This window comes from uncultured Brachyspira sp., assembly GCF_944390845.1.
Taxonomy (GTDB): Bacteria; Spirochaetota; Brachyspiria; order Brachyspirales; family Brachyspiraceae; genus Brachyspira; species Brachyspira pulli.
Window position 1 is genome coordinate 17,515 of sequence record NZ_CALXRM010000019.1, and the last position, 22,599, is coordinate 40,113.

The following is a 22,599-nucleotide window of genomic DNA, read 5'->3' on the forward strand; positions in this document are numbered from 1 at the left end:
TAATTTTTTTATTTATTATTAATTGTTATTTACAATTTTCCATAAACCTCGCATTTAATTAACTTTTTCATTAATTAAATATCAGACTCTTAACCTATATTAATTTTTTTCTCATATTTAACTTCTTCTTTCTTTGGAAGAGTTATTTTGAGAACACCATTACTCAAATTAGCTTCTATATTTTCAACATCAATACCTTTTGTACTGATATTAAAACTTTGCTCATATCTTGAAACTACAACCTCATTATCTTTTTCAGCATTTTCTGCATTTTGAGCATCAACAACTTTATTTTTGTTTACTCTTTTGCGTTCAGCATATATAGAAAGAACATTTTCTTTTATGCCTATTTCTAAATCTTCTTTTTTTACTCCAGGCATATCCATTTCTATAACATATTGTTTATCATCTTCTTCTATATTGTAATGAGATAATTTTCTCATTTCTTCATTATTGCTGTTATATAAGCTATTAAAAGCATCATCAAAAGTTCTAAAATCATCTAACATAGAATGTAAAGCAGGTAAAAATAATCTTTTAGTCATAATTAAAACTCCTTTATATTAACTTTCATTATTTATCATTTTTATATAGCATTTCATCTATTTAATTTATCTTAACTCTTTTTTCTGAGTTATCATCGCTACACTAATATATATGCAAGAACTGTGCCAATTATTTTTTAAATATTGTTTATTAATAATACACTTGAACTATTTTTTTATATACAAAGCCATTATCACTAAATTAATCCGTACAATTTTAATACAATAAATTTAATACATTGTATATCTATTATACTACTTAATAGACAATAAAAATCCAATGTATATAGTTTATACAATTAAAGGTATTCAAATTGTAAACCGCATACAATATTTAAAGTTGACAATTAATTTTCTTTATGTTATCATAATTTTATGAAAGGAAGTATAAAAGAGAATATAATATCAATATTAGAATCAAATAAAGGTCTATTTATATCCGGTGAAAAATTAGCAAATCAATTAAATGTAAGCAGAGCAGCAATTTGGAAGGCAATAAAAGCATTAAAAAATGAAGGATATGATATTTATGCTGTATCCAATAAAGGCTATGCTCTTTCTAAAGAAACAGATATTTTATCATCAAAAATAATAAAAAATAATATGCATAAACATGCTGATAAATTTAATCTTTTAATATACAAAACTGTAGAATCAACAAATATTATAGCAAGAGGTTTAGCAATAAATGGAGCCGAAAGCGGAACTGTAATTTTGGCTGAAGAACAGACAAGCGGATACGGAAGAAACGGAAAATCATTCTTTTCACCTTATGGAACCGGTATATATATGAGTATAATTTTAAATCTTAAAAAAGAAAAAAAGACTTTTAATAACTCTTTCATAACAACAGCAGCAGCAATGGCAGTATCAAAAGCAATAGAAGAAATAACAAATACAAATACAAAAATAAAATGGGTTAATGATATATTTATAAATGAAAAGAAGGTATGCGGAATATTAACTGAAGGTGCTTTCAGCTTTGAGGACGGAAAAATTGATTATGCCATTATAGGAATAGGAATCAATGTTAATTTTCCTAAATCAGGATTCCCAAAAGAAATAGAACATATAGCATCATCTATACATTTAGAAAATAATAATAAATCTGATATAAGAAATTTATTAATATCAAAAATATTAGAAAATCTATGGGAATATTATTTTAACAATATCAATTTCTATGATGAATACAAAAAGCGTTCTTTTTTGATAGGAGAAAAAGTTTCTATAAATATAGAAGGAGAAGAAAATATAGTAAAAGTTTTAGATATAGATAGAAATTTTGCTTTGATAGTAGAATTTAATGATGGAAAAATTGACAGACTATTGTCTGGAAGCGTAAATCATAAATTATCATAAATATGGGGGGTAAATATGAGCAATATAGAAAAGATTATAAGAGAAGAAGTAAATTTAAATGAATTAAGAGAAAAAATTATTAACGGATATAATATAACAAAAAAAGAAGCAATGAAATTAATTAATGTAGACTTAGATGAATTATCTGTTGCAGCAAATAGTATAAGAAAATATTTTTGTGCTAATACATTTGATATGTGTTCTATAATAAATGCTAAAAGCGGAAAATGCTCAGAAAACTGTAAATTTTGTGCTCAGTCAGCTCATTATGATACACAATGTGAAAAGTACAATATACTCCCAAAAGAAAAAATATTAGAGCAGGGAAAAAATGATTTTGATAAAGGAGTTTTAAGATATTCTATAGTAACATCAGGCAGAGCATTACAAGGAGAAGATATTGATAAAGTTTATGATGCTATAGAAACTATTAACCAAGAAACAAACGGATATGTATGTGCATCTTTAGGATTGCTTGATGAAGAAAAATTTTCAAAATTAAAAGAAGCAGGACTTAAAAGAGTTCATAACAATTTAGAAGCATCAAGAAATTTCTTTCCGGAAGTTTGTACAACTCATACTTATGATGAAAAAATAAATGCAATAAAAGCAGCACAAAAAGCAGGATTAACAGTATGCAGCGGCGGTATAATGGGAATGGGAGAAACTTGGGAAGACAGAATAGACATGGCATTTGAATTAAAAGAACTTGGTATAATGTCTATACCAGTAAACATGTTAAATCCAATAGCCAATACTCCTTTTGAAAATATTACACCTCTTACTGAAGATGATATGCAAAGAATAGTTGCTATATATAGATTTATTAATCCTAAAGCATTCATAAGACTTGCTGGAGGAAGGGGACTTTTAAAAGATAAAGGAAAAGCATGTTTCTTATCCGGAGCAAATGCAGCCATTACCGGCGATATGCTCACAACTATGGGTATTTCTATAGAAACAGATAAGCAAATGGCTGAAGAATTAGGATACAAAGTACAATTAACAGAAGATTAAAAAATTATTTTTTATAGGATATTATATTATGGCTAAAGCACTTTTTATAACTGGCACTGGAACTGATGTAGGTAAAACTTATGTATCAGCATTGATTGCAAAACAATTAAAAGATGAGGGATTGAATATAGGATATTATAAAGGAGCTTTAAGCGGCAGCAATGAAATAACTGACAGTGATGCTTGGTATGTTAAAGAAAAAGCTAATTTAACAGACTCTTATGATGAAATGGTATCTTATACTTACAAACATGCCTATTCTCCTCACTTGGCTTCTCAAATAGAAGGGAATCCTGTTGAAATGCAAGTAATAAAAGAGGCATATAAAAATATTTCTAAAAGGCATGATTATATGATAGTTGAAGGAAGCGGCGGTATAATATGCCCTATAAGATACGATAAAGATAAAAAAATATTTTTAGAAGATATCATAAAAGAACTTGATATACCTTCTATAATAATAGCCGATGCCGGACTTGGTACAATAAATTCTACAGTACTTACAATAGAATATATGATGAAAAGAAAATTAAAAATCAATGGAGTTATATTAAATAAATTTGAAATATCAAATGTTATGCATGAAGATAATAAGCAAATGATAGAAGAAATGACTGATATAAAAGTAGTTGGAATAGTTAATACAGAAAATATATTAAAAATAGATAATTTAATTTCGCTTTTTGAATAATTGTTATTCTTAATAATTATTTTAATAGATTCTAAATTCTTTTTGCTTTCTCTCCCTATTTGCAAAAAGAATATGCGGGGGACCTATTTTACTCCCCCGTGTATATTTAAAAAAGGAACTTATTATGACATTAGAACAAAAAGATTTAAAATATATATGGCACCCTTGTTCTCAAATGAAAGATTATGAGGAACTTCCTCCGATCATCATAGACAGAGGAAAAGGAATTTATTTATACGATAAAAACGGAAAAGAATATATTGACATTGTAAGTTCTTGGTGGTGCAATTTACTTGGACATTGCAATGAAAAAATAAATGAAAATATTAAAGCACAGCTTGACAGACTTGAGCATGTTATATTTGCAAATTTTTCTCATGAAGGTGCTATTAAATTATGCGAAGAACTTATAAAAATAATACCTGAAGGATTAACTAAATTCAATTTTTCTGATAATGGTTCTTCATCAGTAGAAGCTGCATTAAAAATGGCATTTCAATATCAGCATCAAATAGGAAATACAAAAAGAACAAGATTTATCTGTTTTACGGACGGTTATCATGGTGAAACTATTGGTGCATTATCCGTTGGAAGCTTAGACCTATATGCTAAAATATACAAACCAATGTTAATGGACACAATACATATAGAAGCTCCTGATTGTTATAGATGTAAATACTGTAAAAACAGAGAAACTTGCCAATGCGAATGTTTTGAAGATGCTGAAAAAAAGTTTGAAAAATATTCTGATGAAATTTGTGCTGTTATAGTAGAGCCTTTACTTCAAGCAAGTGCCGGAATGAGAATATATCCTCCTCTATACTTAAAAAAATTAAGAGAGCTTTGTAATAAATATGATGTAGTTTTTATAGTTGATGAAATAGCTACAAATTTCGGACGCACAGGAAAAATGTTTGCATGCGATCATGCCAATATTACTCCCGATATAATGTGTATTTCAAAAGGCTTAACAGGTGGGTACATGCCTATGGCAATAACTATAACTACAGATAAAATATATAATGCCTTTTATGCTGACTATAATGAAGGCAAGGCTTTTATGCATAGTCACACTTATAGCGGAAATCCTCTCGGCTGTTCTGCTGCTTTGGCTGTACAAAAGATTTTAAGAGAAGATGATATCATAAATAAAACACAAGTCAGAGCAAAATATTTAAATAATAAATTAAAAGAAAAATTACTTGATCACCCAAACATAGGAGAGATTAGAAATATAGGTCTTATCAATGCTATGGAATTAGTTACTGATAAAAATACAAAAGAAGGTTTTGATTCTAAACTTAGAATGGGTTATCAAATATACAAAAAAGCACTTCAAAGAGGACTTTTATTAAGACCTTTAGGAAATGTAATTTATTTCAATCCGCCTTTGATAATCAATGAAGAAGAAATAGATAAGGCTGTTGATTTATGTGTATCTTCTATAAATGATATACTATACTAAGAATTTTTAAGTTTGTTATTTTTTACTCAACTTTTTCCCGCCGCATACGCTCTGCGGACTTCGTCAAAGTTGCAAAAAGTGCAAATGTAAAATTAGTACTAAATCATACTAAAATTGTTTTACATGTAATATAATTTATTAAATTAAAGCCCAAATGCAGTCTTTCGCCGAAGGCGGGCTGTGCCTGCTTCTTTGGGGCACCAAAAGAAGTGGGGTGCGGGGCAAAGCCCTGCAGATATTTAAATTTAAAAAATTATTTTTGACAAAGTATAGTTGTTTAGGTATAAACTAATACAATACTAATTTATTTATACCTATACTCTTAAATTAGGTAAAAAATACTGCAATAGAAGTGTACTTTTTATAAAATTAAAATGCAAAGGAAAAACGAATGCTAAAAAAAATAATTACTGCTAATTTGTTAATGCTCTTAATTATATTTACATCATGTACAAAAAAAGAAACAATTACAAATAATGAAATTATTATAAATCTTGCTCCAGAACCTTTAACTATGGATCCCACTTTAAATACAGATAATCTTACTATGATATATATTCTTCATGCTTTTGAAGGACTTACAAAAAAAGATGCTGATAATAAAATAATAGGAGGAGCTGCTAAAAGTTGGGATATAAATGATGACGGAACGGTATACACTTTTCATTTAAGAACTAATGCTAAATGGAATGACGGAAAAAATTTAACTGCGAAAGATTTTGTTTATACTTGGAGGCGTGCTGTTGATCCTAAAACTGCAAACAAATATAGTTTTTATTTTGAAGTTATAAAAAATGCAAAAGACATAATAGAAAGTAAAAAAGCTATAGAAGAATTAGGAGTTAAAGCTATAGATGATTATACATTTGAAGTTACATTAAACTACCCTACTGCATATTTTCTTGAACTTGCTGCATATCCACCTTTCTATCCTGTACGTGAAGATATAATAAATAAATACGGCGATGAATGGAGTTTAAAGCCTGAAACATATATTGGAAATGGGGCTTTTCAAATGACAGAAAGAAATACTGATAAAAATATAATACTAGAAAGAAATACTAATTATTGGAATAATCAAAATATAAAGCCTGATAAATTAACTTTTCTTTTAATGGAAGAACCTAATACTTCACTTGCTGGAGTGCTTAATAATTCAATTCATTTTGCTAAACCTTTTCCTAGAAATAATATTGAAAGTTTAAAACAAAAAGGAATAGTTCATATTGTTCCAGTGGCTGCTTCATACTATTACAGATTTAATTTAAACAAAGAAATATTAAAAGATAATAGAATAAGAAGAGCATTATCTTTAGCAATAGACAGAGAATATATTGTACAGTCAATTACTAAATGCGGAGAATCTCCAGCAGGAAGTTTTGTTCCTTTCGGTATTAATGATGTTTATGGGGATTTTAGAGAAAATGGAGGCGAGCATATAAAAACTAAAGAATATCAAAATAACATAGCAGAAGCAAAAAAATTATTAGCTGAAGCAGGATATCCTGACGGCAAGAATTTCCCTGTACTTGATTTGCTTATAGCGACAAGAGAATTTGATATAAATATTGCTGATGCTGTTCAAAGTATGATTAAAGAAAATTTAAATATTGATATAAGAATAACAAAAAATGAATGGGCTTCATATTTACAAAATATGTACGATAAGAATTTTGATATTGCTGTTTATTTATGGTATGCTGATTATAATGATCCTATAAACTTTTTAAACCTTTTTAAAAGTGATTCGCCTAACAATTATGGTTCATACTCGAATAATGCATACAATCAATATATAGATATGGCTTCAACAAATAAAGACAACAATATAAGAATGAAAGCTATGCATGATGCTGAAAATATCTTGATGAATGATAATGCTATAATACCAATATATTTTTATTCCGAGGCCTTACTTGTTTCTCCAAAGCTAAAAGGAATAGAATATGATTCACAAGGTTTATATAGATTTTTTAATGCATATTTAGAATGAGTTTCCTTATACGCACGGTAAATGAATTTTTATATATAATTAAATTATATTATTAATCAATTTATATTGAAAATTATTTTTACCGTGCGTTAAATGCATTTTTAAGTTAATTCAAACTTGGGCGGGCGTTCTAATTTCTGACTAAGCTATAAAGATAATGAAAGCAAAAAATCATAATTTAAATAAAAAGAATAAAGGGCGGGATTTTTAATAATTCTATAAAACCTTTAAAACGTTTTTTATAATGTTTTACACAAATATACAACATATATTACATATAAAATATGAAAATATCTATATTTTATATACAAATTTATAAAAATTAATAAAAAATTATCAATAAAATCTCTTTTTATATTGACTTTATTTTTTTAAGAATATAAGATTTACTAATTATTTTTTAATAGAAAACATATATTTCATTTTTTAATTTATAATCATATAGGGATTTTTATGAAATTACCGCTATCTGCATTTGATATTATTACTGTAAAATGTAATTTTTTTCTATCTCTTGCTTGGAATATGATTAAATCTATTTTGCTTTATAGTAAATATAATATTCTACATTATATTTATATTTTTTGAATGCTTTTATACTTTTTAAACTTTTTTCTATAACTAAATAAAAACTAAATAAAAAAGTTATATACTTGTTTTGAAAAAATAATATATTTCAAGACAATTTATTATAAAAACATAATGATAAATAAAACAATTAAAAAACTATCAAAATTATATATGAGGATAATTATGGAAAAAGATAAGATGTTGGAGCTTACCGAAGGTAATGTAAGCAAAGGGCTGATAAACTTAGTTATACCTATGATATTAGGAAACCTTTTAAATATTGCATATAATATAGTTGATACTATTTGGATAGGTCAAATGATAGGACCTAAAGGTCTTGGTGCCATTGCTGTAAGTTTTCCTATCATATTAATACTTATGGCTATAGCTTCAGGAGTTACAGTAGCTTCCAATATTTTAATAGGACAGTATTTCGGTGCTAATGATAAAGATTCTGTAATATATGTTTCTAGAGTTTCAACTACTATAAGTTTAATAACTTCTCTAGCTTTGGCAATTATAGGATATATATTTGCTCCTGCTATGATGAAATTTTTAAACACTGCAGATAGTATAATGGAATATTCTGTAAGCTATTTCAGAATAAGTATGATAGGTTTCCCATTCATGTTTTATTATTTTCTAGTTTCAGCTTTGCTTAGAGGAATTGGAGATACAGTAAGACCTTTGATATTTTTAGCTATTTCTTCAGTTTTGAATTTGATATTAGATCCGCTTATGATAGCAGGTATAGGACCAATACCTGCTATGGGACTTGACGGTGCAGCTTATGCTACTGCCTTTTCTCAATTTGTTTCTGTTGCTATTAGTATGGTATATTTGAAAATGAAAAACAGTATTGTAAAAGCTAATCCTTTTGATTTGGCATTCGATTTTAATATAACTAAATTAATGTTCAAAATAGGACTTCCATTTGCTGCTATGCAATTAATAGTATCCATAAGCTGGTTATTTTTAAATAGACTTATAAATACTTATGGAGAATCAGCTTCTGCTTCTGTTGCTGTATCTATGAGAGTTGATTCATTATCATTCTTACCGCTTTTAGCATTATCTGCCGGTATTGCCACTATGGTAGCACAAAATATCGGAGCAGGTAAAATGGAAAGAGTTAAAGAAATATTCAAAGCAGGAATAAAATTGTCAGTAGGAATATCAGCATTTATGGCCATTTTTTCTGTATTATTTCCTGAAATTATTGTAAGAATGTTTACTAAGGATATGAGCGTACTTAAATATACAAAAAGTTATATCTATGTTGTTATGCCTTCTATAATAATGCTTGCTGTAATGTTTTCCGCTAATGGCGTTATAAATGGTGCCGGAAAAACTTTTATGCTTATGGTATTTGCTTTTTGTGCCCATATTATCATAAGAGTACCGCTCGCCTATATGATATCCCCTAAAATGGAATTATGGGGAATATGGACTGCTATGGCTGTAGGTAACTTCTTCAGTATGATTTTTAGCTTATTATATTATTATTCAAATAAATGGAAAAAGAACGCTAATATAGCTTCACATTCTGCATCCGAACATAGCGTATAAAAATATATAAATATAAAAAATAAATAAGGCTTGAAAGTAAATAGTAAAAAAGTACTTTCAAGCCTAAATTATATAATTTTTATAAATTAATTATTCTCACCATACCAATCAACATTACGAGTGAAATACATAGCAAGAGCAATAACTGCAAATAATCCTAATGTACCCATTAATAATGCATAGTCAGTAAGCTGAAGTATTCCAAATAAGAATATATAAACTAAAGCATCAACTGCTGCCATTGAAATAATGTACTTAGAAGATTTTATTATATATCCTATATAAATAGATGTTAAAGCTGTTACCATCAATGCACTTAAGAAATAACTTAAATTAAAACTAAGATGCTCTGATATAGCTAACAATAGTAAATAGAATACCGCATTTGCCATACCTATAAGTATATATTGCACTGGGTGTATGCGTTTCTTTGAAAGCACTTCACATAAAAATAGTACAAAAAACGGAATAAATATAAATAGTATTGCATACTTTACACTTCTTGAAGTTTTTTGATAATTGTCATTAAGAAGTAAAAAAGATACTACAACTTTATTAACATCTCTATTTGCATTCCAATATTGAGAATCATCAATATTGTCTGTTCTATTTGCATTTTCATCGCTAGTCCAATACTTAGTAAATGGAGTGTTAAAGCTTGCTATTTTCCATTCGGCATTAAATCCATTATTATTCACTTCTCTTTTTATAGGTAAAAATCCTCCTGTAAAACTAGGATCTTTCCATTTTGAAGATATATTAAAAGTATTTTCAGAAGCTAGAGGAGTTAATATCAAAGAGTTTCCTCCTTGAATATCCATAGTTATATTAAAATAAAATCCATTTAATATTTTATCTCTTGAAATAGTATATAAAAACTTATTATCAAACATATTTAAATTTACATGAATATTTTTTTCATAATACTTAAGTTCTTCATTTCCGTTAACTAATATATTAGGAAGATTCATAAGATTTTTTTTGTTTCCTACACCTAATATAATCATAGCCTCATCATAAAGTATAGTATTGTTATTTTCATCTAAATTATATATTTCCTCATTATACTTATCAAATTTTCCTGTTACATTCAACTGTGAATGAAAAATAGGAGCTTTAAATATTCCTCTGCTTAAACTTGAAACTTCAATATCGCCTGTAACATTATATTTATTAGGCATGTAAAAAATATATTTCCTTACATAGCTTATTTCTTTAGTTTCACTGTCAATTACTTTACTTAAAAATGGTATGGCAACAACTATACCTTGTATATTGGCAGTCTCTCCTACAGGCTCTATTATAGACGATACAGCCTCACTTTTATAACTAATCCTATCTTTTACAACACTATTTATAAAACTCATAGGAATTAAAAGCAAAAGTCCCAATATAACTATTATAAGTATTTTAAATCCCAAAGTCCTTGTAATTTCATTAATATTTTTTATCATATCAAACAACCTCCGAATTATTAGCAATTAATATATTATACTATAGATAATATATCAATACAAAAAATACAAAATATTTATGCTAAACAATTATATTATTATTCACTATAAATTAATTATGATATATATCGTCTATAAATAAAAATATGATTTACAAAAATATAAGAAAATTATTCGATATTTATTTTAGCCTTTATTTGAATATATTAAAAATAAAAAAGAGCTGGAAAACTTGATTTCCAACTCTTTATATTTCAATGAAATTTAATTACAAATTACCATTTAAGTACGAATTCTGTATAAATCTCACCATCTTTAATAGACTTAGTTATTTCCATACTAGATCTAATATGAGTAATAGATTCAAGAAGCATACTAGACCAAGCAAGCACTGCAAGTTCCATAACTTCAGGATCTTCAGTAAAATCAGTAAGATGTACTACCAATAACTTTCTTCTAGCTCTAATAATATCTATTTTTGCCGGATCAAATAAATCAGGGAATATATGTTCAGCAGCATAAGACAAAGCAAGATGTTTAGGCACAAAGAAAAGCAATGGTCTTAAATATCTAGGTATAATTTGATTAAAGTGATACTCAGAAATATCTTTAATACCCGTATTAGTACCGCCATAGAACAAATCACAAACAAGTTTATACGGCTTATGGAAAGAAGTCATATAAGGATACCATTCTTTACTAACTATTTCATTTTTAAATATTAAAGAAGATGAAGGCTCCATAGCAGTTACCCATTTTTGATAACCGTCTTCACCAAATTTAGTTTTAATAAATTCTTTTAATATTAATAAAGTAATACCTCTAACTCTTTGAGTAGCAACTTCTTTTTTAGTTTTAGCATCTCTAATTTTATATTTAGATATATCTATTTCTAATTCAGTTAATAATCTATTGTTATCAGCAGCAAATTTATTCATAGTATTTGCAGAAACAGAAAGATTATTAGAACTTTCAGAAATACTTTCTACACTGCTATGTATAGAATCAGATATATTTTTAAGCTTATTCATAGTCTTAGAAGTAGCTAAAGATATATTATTCAAAGCATCAAGATTAGTTTTAATTGCTCCAAGCTTATCAGCCATATCAATATACTGAGTTTTAATATGCTCACTGGATTCAGATATCTTTGTAATGGAGTTAACTATCTCATTAATAGCTTTTAATTGTTCTACAGAAGATACATGCACTGTACCCATAATATCAGTAAGTTCTTGTACATCTCTTGTAAGTATATCGAACTGCTCTGTAGATTCAGTTAAATCATTAGTAGTAATAATAATCTTTTCTTCTATGTTTTGAAGTACTTTATTAGCATTATCTGCCTGTTCGTTTGATACTTCTGATAATTTACGTATTTCTTCAGCAACTACAGCGAAACCTGAACTGTATTTACCAGCATGAGCAGCCTCAATAGCAGCATTCATCGCTAAGAGGTTAGTTTGATGGGCTATGTTTCTAATAGAACTTACGAAATTAGAAATGAAACCTAAAGCATTTCTTAAATCTCCAGTAGCCATAGATGTAGCCTGCATCTTCTCTTTACTCTTAATAGATGCTACTGATAAGTCTTTGGCTTTATTTGTAACTTTAGAAATAATAGCATCAATACTTTCAATTGTTTTGCTCATCTGTTCAACTGCTGTAGCAATTTGTTCTATGTTTTCGCCTTCTTCTATGATTTTTCCTTGAAGTTCTCTTGTATCTTTTTCTATGGAATCAATGCTGTTTGTATTTGTAGCAATATAGTCCTGCATGTTTTTATTGCTGCTTTCTACAATTTCTACCTGACTCAACTCATCATTTACATTGTCTTTAATAGTTTCAATATTATTATTGATACCATATATTATACTCAAGTTATCACTGATTTTTTCTGTCAATGTATCACTTTGCTTTTTAGAAGTTAAAATAGTTCTCTTTACACTTGATAATACGGATTGAAGCGAGTTATTTAATAGTACAACCCATTTTGTCATCTCACCTATTTCATCACCGCCTGATATTTTAGGTATATCAACAGTTAAGTCTTTATTATCAACAGAATTACCTATAGCATCTGATATTTTTGTAATAGAACCAAATAAAACTCTAATAAAGAATATTATAGCAACTATTGCCATCAAAAATGCTATGATTATGGTATAGAATATAGAGTTATTCATATCCTTAATTTGTAAAGTATAATAAGAATTAGGAATAAGCATTACTATATTTAAAAGTCCTGCTATACTTGTTACATAAGATTTGTAAGACTGATTGCCTAATTTTATATCATCTATTCTAATATCCCCTGAAGATAAAGTAGCATTAAATATTTCATAATATTCAGGATACAAAACATCAACTCTGGCATTAATTAAATCAGTATTTTTAGAATTTATAATACTTGAATTTCTTTTATCAATTACAATCAAATCAGACCCTTCTATATCAAGAACATCTTTTATATTTTGAGATGAATAGTTAAATAATACACCTATATTTGCCAATCCTACAACACTGCTATTAGACATATCAGATATAGTAGAAGCCATATTTAAAGTAACACCAATATTGCCTCTTTCATTAATTATATATGGTTTTAATACTTGTCTGTATAGTATATTCTTATCTACTGTACCATAATTGTTGGTAAGATTGATCCACATAGTTTCATTAGTAATATCTATCTTTGTAAATCTATTATCTATAGTAGAATATCTATAAATAGCAAAAGGCTCAGTTCCATCTCCCATAACTTGAGGGTGGAATAATATACTTAAAATTCTGTTGAAATATAGCTGAGATTCACCAACAGCAGCGGATAAAAAATTCTGAAAATATGTATCTCTATCATCAAGTGTATAATTTTTTATATCATTATAACTTATAGTAAGAGTAGTAGCTATTTTAGCAGCTTCTTCTCTTGCTGACATTATATTATATTCAAATTCATTACCTATCAATCTAAATCTATTATGCAGACTTCTTTCTGTAATCTCAGAAAAAGTCTCTGTATTTAAAGTATTACTTAAAAAGTTAGTGCTGGCTGCTACAAGGGCCATAACTCCAACTATTATTAAAATTATACGAATTTTTATACCCATTGCAAAATGCTCCTGTGTAATTTAATATCGGAATCGGACGTATATTTTTTAAAGAATTATTACTATAATATATTTAAAACAAATAACTGTAAAGTGATATTATTAAAAAAGTATAATAATTTCAAAAATTATTTCAGCAATTTTTTACTAAAAAACAATACTGTATAAAAAAATAAGGCGATATCATAAAAAGATACCGCCTTAAAAAGTTCTATATATTCTTACACACCCATTCTATTTATAACAACATCAAGAAGCTGATCCATTACACTTACAACCCTTGCTGAAGCATTATAACCATGCTGATACATAGCCATCTGAGCTACTTCTTCATCTAAGTTAACACCTGATACAGACTGTCTTAATCTTTCAAGATATTCCATAACAACTGTTTGCTTTTCAGTTTCAGCATTAGCACTTTCTGTTCTTGAAGCTATTCTTGCAAGGCTTCCAGTATAAAAATCATTGAATGTAGATTTACTGTCAACCATTATTTCCTTAGTTTTTAAATTAGCAATAGCCAAAGCATTAGATCCATCACCTACACCATTCCATTTATCATTAAAGCCGTTACCTGTAGTATCTATACCTTTAGAAGCAGCTATGTAATTTACATCATTTCTGATAATATCATTTACTTGTATAGCACCTGCAGGGTGTCTTTCTGGAGTTGTAGTAAAGTTTCTGAAATCACCAGCAAGTCTATTAACCTGATCTGTATTCTGCCAATTATAAGCACCAGCAGCTCCAGACTGATTCAATACGCCAGTAATACCTACTAAGAAATCTCCTGAATCTTCTATATGTTTAATGAAATATGAAGGCTTCATATAATCATCAAAACCTTTAGCTTTTAGTACTAATCTATTTTTATCATCTAAATAAGCAGAAACATTTGCTTCACTTGAATTGATTTTATCTATTAAATCACCTACTTTCATTTGAGCAGTATAATCTATAGCTACATCAGCACCTTCTCTTGATTTATTTCCAAACACTAATGTACCGCTGCTTCCTATACTATCTGAAGCATCTACTGAATTGATACCGCTTACTTTAAACATTATAGTAGAATCTTCCTGTCCGTCATTATTAGTATCAAAATTACCTATAACAGAAGGAGTAGCTTTTGTCATAGTGAAGAAATCAACACCAGTTTCCTGATTCAAACCGAAACCGCTTCTATGTATTTCGTTTACACTGTCTGCTAAATTCATAGCAAAAGTATCCAAATCATTAATAGCATCAACTGTATCAACATCTCTAAGTTCTAATAAAGCCTTTAATTCTCCGCCTTCAAATTGAACTTGAACATGATCTTTTTTCCAATAGATATCGTACATACCTTCATTATTGATATTTCTTTCAGCACTTAATTCGCTTACCACATTACCTTGAATTAATGCTCTGCCGCCTATATAAATCATAGTCTCATCAGGATCCATAGATTTTATGTCAACATTAGCAATAGAAGAAAGTTCATCTACAAGTAAATCACGTCTGTCTAATAAATCATTAGGACTTTGACCTAAAGCCTGCTGTTTTACTATTTCAGTGTTTAAATCTTTGATAGAACTAGCTATATCATTAATTCTATTAACCTTGCTTTCAACAAGATTATTCAAATTATTACGCATTCCATTCATTTGATTAAACATTTGATTGAGTGAATTATTAACTCTGTCTGCTCTCTCAACCAACACCATTCTAGTTCCTCTTTCTGAAGGATTAGCAGCCATTTCCTGCCAAGAATCCCAGAAAGCATCTAAATCGCTTCTTAAATTTGAATTACCAGGCTCATTATAAATAGCCTCTAATTGTTTTAAATAATCTGATTTAGTTTTCCAATAACCATCAGTTCCAAGTTCTGCCATTATTTTAGAATCTATAAATTGATCTCTAATTCTTTCAACAGTAGTTATTTCAGCACCCTGTCCTATTTGACCGGCACGCTCTGCTCTATTCAAACTAGGTGCTTCTAATGGTTTATCAAAAGTACGCATTACTACTCTTTGTCTGCTGTATCCTTTAGTAGCAACGTTATTTATATTATGACCTGTAACCTCTAAAGCTGTTTTGAAGTTTTGAAGTGATCTTTTACCTAATTCTATACCAAAAAATGAGCTTGTTGACATTATTATGCTCCTTAATAATAAATAATTTACTTCAAATTAATTACTATACTTATCGTATAAAATAAAAATTTGATTAGATTTTTTTTATTATTATTGTAACAAATAGATAACATAATAAAAAATAGTATAGATGTTTTATTTCTATTATAACTTATTTATTTCTTCTATGCTAAGACCAGTATTTTCACTTATAATATTTATATCTATACCTGACTTTTTTAAATTTTTAGCTATAGCAATCTGTTCTTCTCTTCTGCCTTCTTCCCGCTCTCTTTTTAACATTAATTTCTGACCATATAAAAAGGCATCTCTTGCATTATAAACTTCCATTTCATCTTCGCTTGATATAAAACGTTCATATTTATTAATTACTTTATCCATTATAAAATTTACCTCCTTCAGTCTTTCTTTTATTTTATCTAAATCTTTTGCTGTAAAAAACTCTATCCAAGATAAAATTCCTTTTCTCTTTATATCTTCTATATTGGAATTATATAAAATATTTTTAAATCTCGGAACTTCCAATATATGCATTTGTACCATATCTAAAACAACATTAGGATTTTCTATATCTATTAATTTAAAACATCTATGAGGTTTACCTTCATCATTAAAATCCATATTAAAATCAACAAAATTAATACTTATAACCTCACTAATTATATCATACGGTTCTTTTTCATCTACTTCACTTACTATATTTCTAGATATATAATAATATATTCTCTTCAAAAAATCTATATTACCTGATAATTGTATTTCTATAATTATTTTTTTATTGCTTTTTGTAATGGCTTTAACATCAAGTACGGATTCTTTTAAATTAATATTTTCAGGAAGATTATGAGGATTAATGATATGCAGATTATGGACTTCTTCAAATCCTAAATCTTCAAGTACAGAGTTTACTATATTCTCAAGTATATCTTCATTTCCTTCCGATGCTAACAGGTATCTAACAAAATAATCATTCATTCTGTTTATATTTCTCATTTATTATTCCCCAAGATTTAATAAGTAAATAAGATTAACTTTTAATATTAGTTAAACAAATTCTTTTGATAAAATAAGCCTATAAACAGATATTTTTTTAATAAATCAAGCTTTATAAGTTTGACAAATATAACATTTTAGAAAAAATATATAATTTATACACCATAAAAAAATAATAAGCTGCCTTCTATTAAATATTTTAAAAGACAGCTTATTAATATATGTATTAATTAAACAATTGAAAAAATTTATTATTAATTTCCAATCTTAAAGAAACTCATAGCATTAACCAATTCTTCAGCCTGATTAAGCAAAGAAGCAGACGATGCAGAAGTATGTTCTACTAAAGCAGCATTTTGCTGAGTTACCGCATCCATATCTGTAATTGCCTTATTAACCTGCTGAACTCCTGATTGCTGTTCCAATGCTGTTGTACTTATATCGTCCATAAGTTTTGAAGTTACATCTATTTTATCTTGAATATCATTAAATATTTCTTGGGATTCTCTTGCTGATTCTGTAGCCTTAATAATTTTATCATAAGCATTGTCTACTAAATCAGTGATATCTTTTACCGATGACTGAGTAGTCTGTGCTAAATTTCTAACCTCACTCGCTACTACTGCAAATCCTTTTCCTTGATCTCCAGCTCTTGCAGCTTCTACTGCCGCATTTAAAGCAAGTATATTAGTTTGGAAAGCAATATCTTCTATTATTTTTGTGATATTTTTTATTTTTGTACTTGCTTCATTAACTTCTTCTATATTTTGAACTGTATCTAATATTATACTTCCAGCATGCTCAATAGATGCTTTTGAGTTTATCATCATTTTATTTCCGTCTACTGATTTATTTGCAGATGATATAATGGTTGAAGACATTTCTTCCATTGATGAAGCTGTTTCCTGCAAACTAGATGCTTGCGAATCTGTTCTTCTTGATAAATCTTCACTATCTTTTGAAAGTTCTCTTGCACTATTAGTTATTTCATCAGCAGAAACTCTAACTTTCATTATAATATCAAGCAGTACATCACGCATATTAAAGAAAGAATTGGCAAGTATACCTAATTCATCATCTCTATTGATATTTTTATGTTCATAAATCAAATTGCCTTGAGATATCTCTTTAGCAAATAATACTAGAGAAATTAATGGTTTTGTTATAGTTTTTATATAAAGAGCAACTACAAAGCAAGCTAATATTATAAAAAACGGCACTATTGTAGATGTTCTAAAAATTATGCCTCTTATATCTTTATAAATTTGGCTATTATAATTTGCAAATATAACAGACCAAGGCATTATACTAATATTTTTATAAGCAGCTGATCTTTTATTTTTATTATTTCCAAAGACATAAGATTCTATAACACCTTCTGATGTAGTTTTTGTTATATCATAAACATAAGGTAATGAAGTGCCTATTCTATCTTTATTAGATGAAAGCATAATAATACCTTTATCATTAGCTATTGTTATATCTCCATCAAAATTTATATTAGAAATAAAATCGCTATTAACTTTTCCTAAATCTATATTTATATAAATAATACCCATCAAATTTCCTTGAGAATTGAATAATCCCTTACAAAGAAGTATATCTAGAGTATCCTTTGTAGTAGTATCTGCATAAGTAGCATTATAATTATTTGCTTTTAATCTTGTAAATAATTCAGGATCAGCATCAGCTATAGATGTACCTTCAAGAGACGGATTATCACTATCAAGTATTATTTTTCCATTAATATCTGCAAGTCCCATATTAAGTGCATATCTATTTACAGAAGCAAAATCTTTTAATCTATTTATACTCTGCTGTTTTACATTAGCATCATTAGTATAAAGAATATTAAATACTGTTGATGATTTAGCGTATGTATCAATAGCTAATAATTGTTCATGCAGTACCATATCTATCATAGAAGCATATCCGGAAACTGTAGATTTAAATCCATTCAATGTTGCCCTTTTTACTGCTCTTGTAGATGATAATACAGAAAGTGTACCCAATATAGAAATTGTAATGAAAATTATAATGCTTATAATGAAAGGAACTTTAAAAGATAAACTGCTCATTTTTTTCATACATAAAACCTTAATAAAAATTTTTTAATCATTGTTTTAATATATATTTAATTCGAATAATTTAAATATAAAAATAAAAAAAAATTACATTTTAATTACTTTTATTAGGATTTATTTACTATAAAATAAATAAAAAGGGTTATTTCTATAAAGAAATAACCCTTAAAATATTCATGAAAAAATATTAATAGACAGCTAAAAAGCAGCCTATTAATATATGTATAAATTAAACAATTGAAAAAAGTTTATATTAATTAATTTCTAACCTTAAAGAAACTCATAGCATCAACAAGTTCTACCGCCTGATTAAGCAATGAAGTTGATGAAGCTGATGCCTGCTCTACTAAAGCAGCATTTTGCTGAGTTACTGTATCCATATCTGTAACTGCTCTATTAACCTGTTCTACACCTTCATGCTGTTCTACTGCTGTAGAGCTAATGTCTTGCATTATCTTAGCTGTATTTTCTATCTTATCCTGAAGTGTATTAAATATCTCCTGAGATTCTCTAGCTGATTCTGTTGCTTTATTTATCTTTTCATAAGCATTATCTACTAAATCAGTAATGTCTTTTACTGATGATTGAGTAGTTTGAGCCAAATTTCTAACTTCAGAAGCTACTACAGCAAAACCTTTCCCCATATCTCCGGCTCTTGCTGCCTCTACTGCCGCATTCAAAGCCAATATATTAGTTTGGAAAGCAATGTCTTCTATTATCTTAGTAATATCTTTAATCTTAGTACTAGCATCATAAACTTCTTCTATATTTTTAGTTGTATCCAATATTATATCGCCGGCACTTTGAATAGCATCTCTTGAATCTATCATCATCTTATTACCTTGTATAGATTGATCTGCTGATGATTTAATTGTAGAAGCCATTTGTTCCATAGAAGAAGCTGTTTCTTCCAAGCTTGCTGCCTGAGCTTCAGTACGTCTTGATAAATCTACACTTCCTTGAGAAAGCTCTTTTGCATTCATTCTTATTTCATCTGCTGAAGTTCTAACTTTGATTATAATATCTGCAAGTCTGTCTCTCATATCGAAGAAAGAGTTAGCTAGAACACCTAATTCATCTTTACGCTGTACGCTTCTATGAGTAGATGTCAAATCTCCGTTAGAAATATCTTTTGATATATCAACCAATTCATTTAATGGTTTTGTTATACTTTTGATATACATAAATACTAACATAGTACATAATATTATGAAAAGAGGTCCAATTATTACAGTACGAAGAATAGTGTACTTTATTTCTTTGTATATCTCACTATCTGATTTAGCAAATACAACAGTCCAAGGCATTAAATCAACATTTTCATAAGCTGCAGAACGTTTGCCTTCATAACCTTCATAAGTATATGATTCTATTATTCCTTTATCTGTTGTTTTTATTATGCTGTAAACATCAGGCAAATTTCCTCCTATACGTTCACTGTCTGATGATAAGATAACGTTTCCATCTCTGTTAGCAACTGTTATACGTCCGTTAATATCTAAATTTCCGATAAAGTCTTTATTTACTTTTTCTAAATCTAAATTTATATAAATCAAACCTACAAAATTACCTTGAGAATTTTTTAATCCTCCGCAAAGCAATAAAGCCTGCCCGCCTGTAGTAGATGATATACTTGTGTAATTATCAAAAGAAAATTTGTAATTATTAGACTTCATAAACGAAAATAAATGTTTATGAATTTCTGCTATAGAAGCTCCTACAAGTTTAGGATTAGAACTATCAAGCAACACATTTCCTTCCATATCTGCTAATCCTATACTTATAGCATAAGTATTTACTGAAGCAAAATCTTTTAATCTCTTTAAAGCTTCACTTTGTACTGCAGGATCGTCCATTCTCAATATACCATTAGCTAATGCTGCTGACTGAGCATAGGTTGCTATTGCTAATTTCTGCTCATGAAGCACCATATCTATCATAGATGAATAACCTGAAACCGTAGCAGAAAAACCTTCCAATGCCGCTTTTCTTATGGCTCTTGATGAAGACCAGATGGAAATAAAAGCCAATGTAACTATTGTAATTAAAATAATAGAACTAATTATAAATGGGACTTTGAATGATAAGCTGTGTATTTTCTTCATAGATGAAAACCTCTTTTTGTTTTTTTGTTTTTTATTATTGTTTATTTTTATTTTTTTTAATTTTATTTTTATTGCTTATTTGAAATCGATAACACTATTATTTAACTACCACTAATTTAACAATTAACACCCTAAAGTCAATTTATTTTTCAAAATTTTTTTTGATTTTTTTAAAATAAATCAAAAAATTTTCGGTTTACATTGATAATTTCATACTATTTTCAATTTAATACAAAAAAATATCGATAATTAATTATTGTTATAAAACAAAATATCTTATATAATAATACTTCCATTAGTATGTAAAGGATTTTTTATGAGTGATTTTTTAAGCAATAAAGCAAAATCTATAGAACCATATACACCAGGAGAACAGCCTAAAGATAAAAAATATATAAAACTAAATACAAATGAATCTCCATATCCTCCATCTAATGCTGTAAAAAAAATTATAACAGAATCAAACTTTGATGATTTAAGACTTTATCCTGATCCTAATGTTTCAGATTTAAAAAAAGAAATATCAAAATTCTACAATATAAATGAAAAAAATATTTTTATAGGAAATGGTTCCGATGAAATATTGGCATTCTCTTTTATGGCTTTTTTCAATAAAGGAGATAAAATTTATTATCCTAATATTACATACAGTTTTTACTCTGTTTATTCTAAACTTTTTGATTTAAAAGAAGTACAAATACCTTTAAAAGATGATTTTACTATAGATATAAATGATTATAAGAATTTAAATTCCGGAATATTTATAGCTAATCCTAATGCCCCTACTGGTTTATTATTAAGCCTTTCTCAAATAGAAGAAATTGCCTCTACTAATAAAAACCATATAATAGTAATAGATGAAGCATATATAGATTTTGGAGGAGAAAGTGCCTACAAACTCACAGAAAAATATAATAATCTGCTTGTAATACAAACTTTTTCAAAATCAAGAGCATTAGCTGGTATGCGTTTAGGTTTTGCTATTGGAAATGAATATCTAATTCAAGGACTTAAAAATATTAAATACTCTTTCAATTCATATACTATAAACAGACTTTCAATACTTGCCGGAATAGAAGCTATGAAAGATAAAGCTTATTTTGAAGAAAGCGTAAATAAAGTTATAAATACTAGAGAAAAAACAAAAGTTATATTAAAAGAATTAGGATTTATAGTACCTGATTCTAAATCAAATTTCTTATTCATATCTCATAAAAATAAATTTGCTGAAGATATTTATCTAAAATTAAGAGAAGAAGGAATATTAGTAAGATATTTCAAAACTAGATTAATAGATAATTATATAAGAGTAACAATAGGTACTGATGAAGAAATGAATATATTTATAGAAAAGATAAAAGAGATAATTAAATAAAATTATTTTGCTATATAGTTATAAAAAATATATTTGCAGATTTTTGTCCCTCGCTATAGTTTTGATACTATAATGAGGGATAAAAAATCAAAATACCCAAAATCTAATAATAAAAACTGCTTTAATAAATA

Annotated in this window: 14 protein-coding genes; 7 read left to right on the plus strand and 7 right to left on the minus strand. The window is 27.6% G+C overall.

The features are described from left to right. Nucleotides 1-89: 89 nt before the first annotated feature. On the minus strand, nucleotides 90-545 hold the full coding sequence (locus Q0K52_RS05635; RefSeq protein WP_297297356.1) for an Hsp20/alpha crystallin family protein: 456 nt from the start codon (nucleotides 543-545) through the stop codon (nucleotides 90-92). A gap of 375 nt (nucleotides 546-920) precedes the next feature. Here Q0K52_RS05635 and Q0K52_RS05640 point away from each other — a divergent pair, with 375 nt between their 5' ends. The 6 genes from Q0K52_RS05640 to Q0K52_RS05665 all read left to right on the plus strand — a co-directional run bounded on the left by Q0K52_RS05640 (nucleotide 921) and on the right by Q0K52_RS05665 (nucleotide 9,212). Then, the gene (locus Q0K52_RS05640) at nucleotides 921-1,907 is read left to right on the plus strand and encodes a biotin--[acetyl-CoA-carboxylase] ligase (protein ID WP_297297358.1); all 987 of its coding nucleotides are present in this window, start codon (nucleotides 921-923) and stop codon (nucleotides 1,905-1,907) included. A 15-nt stretch (nucleotides 1,908-1,922) separates the two neighbouring features. Next, nucleotides 1,923-2,924 (plus strand): biotin synthase BioB, encoded by a 1,002-nt coding sequence (bioB, locus tag Q0K52_RS05645; RefSeq protein ID WP_297297360.1) that lies wholly within the window; start codon nucleotides 1,923-1,925, stop codon nucleotides 2,922-2,924. A 28-nt stretch (nucleotides 2,925-2,952) separates the two neighbouring features. Next, nucleotides 2,953-3,615 (plus strand): dethiobiotin synthase, encoded by a 663-nt coding sequence (gene bioD / locus Q0K52_RS05650; RefSeq protein ID WP_297297362.1) that lies wholly within the window; start codon nucleotides 2,953-2,955, stop codon nucleotides 3,613-3,615. Between the two features lie 124 nt (nucleotides 3,616-3,739). Next, nucleotides 3,740-5,080 (plus strand): adenosylmethionine--8-amino-7-oxononanoate transaminase, encoded by a 1,341-nt coding sequence (gene bioA, locus Q0K52_RS05655; protein ID WP_297297364.1) that lies wholly within the window; start codon nucleotides 3,740-3,742, stop codon nucleotides 5,078-5,080. 391 nt (nucleotides 5,081-5,471) lie between these two features. Then, nucleotides 5,472-7,073, plus strand: a complete 1,602-nt coding sequence (locus tag Q0K52_RS05660; protein WP_297297366.1) for a peptide ABC transporter substrate-binding protein — start codon at nucleotides 5,472-5,474, stop codon at nucleotides 7,071-7,073. 753 nt (nucleotides 7,074-7,826) lie between these two features. Beyond that, nucleotides 7,827-9,212: an MATE family efflux transporter gene (locus Q0K52_RS05665; RefSeq protein WP_297297368.1), complete on the plus strand. Its 1,386-nt coding sequence runs from the start codon at nucleotides 7,827-7,829 to the stop codon at nucleotides 9,210-9,212. A gap of 86 nt (nucleotides 9,213-9,298) precedes the next feature. Here the strand turns inward: Q0K52_RS05665 and creD are convergent, their stop codons facing one another. The 6 genes from creD to Q0K52_RS05695 all read right to left on the minus strand — a co-directional run bounded on the left by creD (nucleotide 9,299) and on the right by Q0K52_RS05695 (nucleotide 21,093). Next, nucleotides 9,299-10,666: a cell envelope integrity protein CreD gene (creD, locus tag Q0K52_RS05670; protein WP_297297370.1), complete on the minus strand. Its 1,368-nt coding sequence runs from the start codon at nucleotides 10,664-10,666 to the stop codon at nucleotides 9,299-9,301. A 275-nt stretch (nucleotides 10,667-10,941) separates the two neighbouring features. Next, nucleotides 10,942-13,776, minus strand: coding sequence for a methyl-accepting chemotaxis protein (locus tag Q0K52_RS05675; protein ID WP_297297372.1), 2,835 nt, complete (start codon nucleotides 13,774-13,776; stop codon nucleotides 10,942-10,944). Nucleotides 13,777-13,997: 221 nt separating this feature from the next. Continuing rightward, entirely contained in the window at nucleotides 13,998-15,911 is a 1,914-nt protein-coding gene (gene flgK, locus Q0K52_RS05680; protein ID WP_297297374.1) for a flagellar hook-associated protein FlgK, read from the minus strand. 144 nt (nucleotides 15,912-16,055) lie between these two features. Beyond that, nucleotides 16,056-16,904: an Rpn family recombination-promoting nuclease/putative transposase gene (locus Q0K52_RS05685; RefSeq protein WP_297297376.1), complete on the minus strand. Its 849-nt coding sequence runs from the start codon at nucleotides 16,902-16,904 to the stop codon at nucleotides 16,056-16,058. A gap of 254 nt (nucleotides 16,905-17,158) precedes the next feature. After that, the gene (locus Q0K52_RS05690; RefSeq protein WP_297297378.1) at nucleotides 17,159-18,991 is read right to left on the minus strand and encodes a methyl-accepting chemotaxis protein; all 1,833 of its coding nucleotides are present in this window, start codon (nucleotides 18,989-18,991) and stop codon (nucleotides 17,159-17,161) included. 254 nt (nucleotides 18,992-19,245) lie between these two features. Continuing rightward, the gene (locus Q0K52_RS05695) at nucleotides 19,246-21,093 is read right to left on the minus strand and encodes a methyl-accepting chemotaxis protein (RefSeq protein WP_297297380.1); all 1,848 of its coding nucleotides are present in this window, start codon (nucleotides 21,091-21,093) and stop codon (nucleotides 19,246-19,248) included. A 316-nt stretch (nucleotides 21,094-21,409) separates the two neighbouring features. Between Q0K52_RS05695 and hisC the strand changes: the two genes are divergently transcribed. Further along, nucleotides 21,410-22,468, plus strand: coding sequence for a histidinol-phosphate transaminase (hisC, locus tag Q0K52_RS05700; protein WP_297297382.1), 1,059 nt, complete (start codon nucleotides 21,410-21,412; stop codon nucleotides 22,466-22,468). Nucleotides 22,469-22,599: the final 131 nt, after the last annotated feature.